This window comes from uncultured Porphyromonas sp. (genome assembly GCF_934359325.1).
Classification (GTDB): Bacteria; Bacteroidota; Bacteroidia; order Bacteroidales; family Porphyromonadaceae; genus Porphyromonas_A.
The window spans coordinates 1-3,342 of the sequence record NZ_CAKRLH010000178.1 but is presented as its reverse complement, the minus strand read 5'-3'; the positions used below and the strand labels follow the sequence as shown (position 1 = coordinate 3,342).

Below are 3,342 nucleotides of genomic sequence, written 5' to 3'. Positions count from 1 at the left end.
GTGTAGTCGCCCATCGCTCCGCGCATGTTATTTTGCTGGTATCGGATGAGCGCTCTATTGGTATAGAGTATCGGCTCATTCGCATTGATGCGTATCGCCTTGTCGAGATAGTCCTCCGCCTTGCGATACTCGTGCCTGCTGTAGGCGATGTCCGCCATGGAGAGGTGGGCATTGGTCAGCGTGGGCGAGAGGGCGAGCGCTTTCTCAAAGAGCCCCTGCGCCGCTACGGTGTCTCCCTGCTGTAGTCGGAGACCGCCATCGATTAGATAGCCATCCGCATAGTCGGGATGGTATCGGTGGAGGTGATCCAGAAGGCGACGGGCGGAGAGACTGTCCTTCATCGAGGTGTAGAGAACCGCGGCATTATGGAGCGCCCCCCGATTGTCGGGATTGTCGGCAAGCACCACCTTGTAGTCCTGAAGCGCCAGAGTGTCCTCGCCCAGCGTGTGGCGGGTGAGGGCGCGGAGGTAATAGGCATCGTAGATGAAGGGATTGCGTCCGATACTCACCGAAGCATCCTGCTCGGCACCCTTCACATCCCCAAGGCTGTACTTCGCCACCGCCCGCCAGTAGTAGGGGCGTGCCGAGGTGGAGTCGACCCGGATGGCGGTATTGAAATACTGGATGGCGAGGACGTAGTCCTTGAAGAGGATCGCATTCTGCCCTATGGTCATCACCCGGGTCGGGTCGATCTGGGCGTGTGCGGGCAGGAGATGGCAGACCACCAGTAAGGTAGTCATCCAGAGTCGTAGGCGGATCCTCTCTCTCATCCCGGATAGTTATCGGCTGTTGGTGATGATCTTGTAGTCCGCCCGGACATTGCCGCGGGACATCTTCTTGAGCTTGCTGCGGATCATGGCTTTACGCATCGCGGTGACCTTGTCCGTGAAGAGGATCCCGCGGGTATGGTCAAACTCGTGCTGGAAGACCCGCGCGCTGAAGCCTCGGAAGGTCTCCTCGTGCCACTCGAAGTTCTCATCCTGATACTTCACCCGCACCATCGTCGGTCGGCTCACCGGCTCACTGAGACCGGGGAGGCTGAGACATCCCTCGTCCAAGGTGACCTCCTCTGTGCCATATTCCAGCACCTCTGCATTGATAAAGGTGTGCTTCATATCCGCCGTCTCGGGATAGGCGTCCTTGAGGGGCGATGCGTCAATGACAAAGAGCTGCAGTGCCTTGCCCACCTGCGGGGCAGCAAGCCCGATCCCATCGGAGGCATACATGGTGTCGTACATATCGGCAATCAGTTTCTGGAGACCGGGCAGGTCAGGAGTCACCTCCTTAGTCGATTCTCTCAGTATGTCGGTGCCGTAGACGTATATAGGTAGTTCCATTGCTTACTTTCTATTCATTATCATATCTCTCCCCGCTCCTGCATCTCACGATAGGTCCTGCTCTCGAGGAAGTCCCGCAGGATGATCACGGCGCTGATCTCGTCGACCAGCCCCTTCTCCCGCCTCTTCATCCGCCCCATACCGCTCTCGACGAGGGTCCGATTGGCGATCACTGAAGTGAAGCGCTCGTCATACCTTATGATGGGCATGGTAGGCAAAAGTTTACGCAGCCTATTGATCAGCGGGGTAATGTACTTCTCACTCTCGGATGGGGTATTATCCGCCTGCTTGGGTAGCCCGATGATGATCGCATCCACCGCCTCCCGCTGACAGTAGTCCCGCACTTTATTAGGAATCTCACCCGTGGAGGCATAGCCCATGCCGTCGGGGATGATCCGCAGGGGGTCTGTCACCGCCATACCGGTTCGCTTGCGCCCTACATCCAGACCTAAGAGACGTCCCATAGCAACTCTCGGATGGTCTTACCGGTGACCGGGTCGATCACGTCAGGCGCTATCTCAGCCAGTGGCTGGAGGACGAAGAGCCGCTCCCGCATACGCGGATGAGGGATCTCCAGCCACTCGTCGTGGTAGACCAGGTCATCGATCATCAGTATATCGACATCGCAGGTCCGGTCGAAGTGGATTCCGCCGACGCTTTTCCGCTCACGCCCCAGCTCCCGCTCGATCTCGCGCGTCACCGTAAGAAGGGCTCGAGGGGCAAGTGACGTGCGGACGGCGAGCACTTGATTGAGAAACTTATGCTCACTCTCAAAGCCCACCGGCTCCGTCTCCATAGGAGAGGAGACAGCAAGGATCTCCCCCACCCGCTCACCGATCAGCCGCTCGGCCTCGGAGAGGTAGTGGGTGCGATCCCCCAAGTTGCTCCCAAGAGCGATATAAGCGGTGCGCTCCATAGGTGTCAGATGATGAGCATAGCGTCACCGTAGCATCCAAAGCGGTACTCCTCCTTGATCGCTACCTTATAGGCATTCATCATCATGTCGTAGCCGCCAAAGGCAACCGCCGTGAGCAGCGTAGAGGAGTACGGCATATGGAAACCGGTCACCATGCTATTGGCGATGCCAAAGGTGTACTCCGGGTAGATAAACTTCCCCGTCCAGCCCCCATAGGGCTTGATAAAGCCATCGGTGCTAAGCGCGGTCTCCAGTGCCTTCATCGTCGAGGTGCCAACTCCACAGATCTTATGCCCTCCCACACGCGCCTTATTGACCACGTCGCAGCACTCCTGCGTGATGGAGATCTGCTCGGATCCCATCTTGTACTTCGCCAGGTCGTCCACGTCGATCTCGTCGTACATCACACGGCTGGTGCTCAGCTCGAGCTTCGCAAAGTGGACATCCTTCAGGTCGAGGCGCTTCATCAGCTCGCGGCTGAAGTGAAACCCTGCCGACGGTCCCACGACAGCTCCCTCCGCCTCTGCGTAAATGGTCTGGTACCGCTCAGCATCCTCCGGTGTCGGCTCACGCTTGATATAGTCGGGCAGAGGCGTCATGCCGAGGTCCTTCAGATCCTGGATGAAGTGATCATGGTCCCCGTCGTAGAGGAAGCGAAGGGTGCGGCCCCGAGAGGTGGTATTATCGATCACCTCAGCGACCAGCCGCTCATCCTCACCAAAGAAGAGCTTATTCCCGATCCGGATCTTACGAGCCGGGTCCACCAGGACATCCCAGAGATAGTTCTCAGCCTTCAGCTCGCGCATCAGGAATACCTCGATGCGGGCATTCGTCTTCTCCTTATGCCCCACGAGGTGGGCTGGGAAGACCTTCGCATTATTGAGAACAATCACGTCATCCTCAGTGAAGTACTCGATCAGATCCTTAAACTGTCTATGCTCGATCTCTCCGCTCTTGCGGTGGAGCACCATCATCCGAGACTCATCACGAAAGTCTGTCGGATGCTGAGCAATCAGTTTCTTGGGCAGCTTGAAGCCAAATTGTGACAACTTCATATATCAGTGTCTCTAAAATTGATTTTATCTATTC

At 57.1% G+C, this 3,342-nt stretch carries 5 protein-coding genes; all 5 read right to left on the bottom strand.

Annotation, left to right across the window (positions count from 1 at the left end; translation table 11 throughout):
- The coding region (locus tag Q0F21_RS06525) for a tetratricopeptide repeat protein (protein ID WP_297238459.1) at positions 1-740 on the bottom strand (740 nt) is incomplete at its 3' end.
- Between the two features lie 39 nt (positions 741-779).
- A complete protein-coding gene (gene def / locus Q0F21_RS06520) occupies positions 780-1,337 on the bottom strand; it encodes a peptide deformylase (protein ID WP_297238457.1) in 558 nt (185 codons plus the stop codon).
- Positions 1,338-1,357: 20 nt separating this feature from the next.
- Complete coding sequence (ruvX, locus tag Q0F21_RS06515) at positions 1,358-1,801, bottom strand: Holliday junction resolvase RuvX (protein ID WP_297238455.1); 444 nt, start codon at positions 1,799-1,801, stop codon at positions 1,358-1,360.
- Positions 1,786-2,253 (bottom strand): 2-amino-4-hydroxy-6-hydroxymethyldihydropteridine diphosphokinase, encoded by a 468-nt coding sequence (gene folK / locus Q0F21_RS06510; RefSeq protein WP_297238453.1) that lies wholly within the window; start codon positions 2,251-2,253, stop codon positions 1,786-1,788. The genes ruvX and folK overlap by 16 nt, the downstream gene beginning before the upstream one ends.
- A gap of 5 nt (positions 2,254-2,258) precedes the next feature.
- Positions 2,259-3,308 (bottom strand): tRNA preQ1(34) S-adenosylmethionine ribosyltransferase-isomerase QueA, encoded by a 1,050-nt coding sequence (queA, locus tag Q0F21_RS06505; protein ID WP_297238451.1) that lies wholly within the window; start codon positions 3,306-3,308, stop codon positions 2,259-2,261.
- Between the last annotated feature and the right edge of the window lie 34 nt (positions 3,309-3,342).

Excerpts from the sequence above, each read along its gene's own strand:
- def (WP_297238457.1), bottom strand. The coding sequence starts at position 1,337 with ATGGAACTACCTATATACGTCTACGGCACCGACATACTGAGAGAATCG.
- ruvX (WP_297238455.1), bottom strand. The coding sequence starts at position 1,801 with ATGGGACGTCTCTTAGGTCTGGATGTAGGGCGCAAGCGAACCGGTATG.
- folK (WP_297238453.1), bottom strand. The coding sequence starts at position 2,253 with ATGGAGCGCACCGCTTATATCGCTCTTGGGAGCAACTTGGGGGATCGC.
- queA (WP_297238451.1), bottom strand. The coding sequence starts at position 3,308 with ATGAAGTTGTCACAATTTGGCTTCAAGCTGCCCAAGAAACTGATTGCT.